At 56.1% G+C, this 615-nt stretch carries 1 pseudogene; it reads left to right on the forward strand.

From position 1 onward, the window contains the following. Positions 1-615, forward strand: a pseudogene (locus BHE81_RS25425) (conjugal transfer protein TraG); the annotation flags it as partial.

Raw genomic sequence — 615 nt, forward strand, 5'->3', positions numbered from 1 at the left:
TGCCGGTTGTTCTCTCTGAGTTGTCGCAGGTTCAGCTCAAAAACTCGGATATTGCGACCACTGCGGGTTATATTGCCGTGATGATACCGCCTTTGTCGTGGGGGATCGTGAAGAGTATGGGAGCCGCCTTCTCCAGTGCCTACAGCCATTTTTCTTCTTCCGGGCTTGGTGCAACATCGCAGGCGGCATCCGGCGTGGTGGACGGGAATTACTCGTTTGCCAACATGCAGATGGAGAATGTCAGCGGCTACAGCTGGGGTACCAACAGCACAACGAGTTTCGGACAGATGTCGCGGCAGCTGGCGAATGGAGGCACGGAGACGAAGACCGGGGACGGGACGACTATCTGGGATGCGCGCAGTTCTAAGCTACCGGTTGATATCAATGTCAGCCGGCAACTGGCCAGTGCCAACCAGCAGATGGCCCGTGAGGCTGATGTCCAGGCCGAAAGCGCGCTGCATGGCTATAACAGCAGTGTGACAAGTGCCTGGAATAGTCTGCAGCAATTTGGCACCAATAAAGGGAACAGCGCCTCAACAACGACCGGGGCCGACACTACCGAGTCTTCGCAGGATTCGATGGCCAGAAGCAAGATGTGGAATGCGGTTGTTGCTA

Origin of the sequence: Klebsiella sp. AqSCr, assembly GCF_008452795.1 — a bacterium.
Lineage (GTDB): Bacteria > Pseudomonadota > Gammaproteobacteria > Enterobacterales > Enterobacteriaceae > Klebsiella > Klebsiella pneumoniae.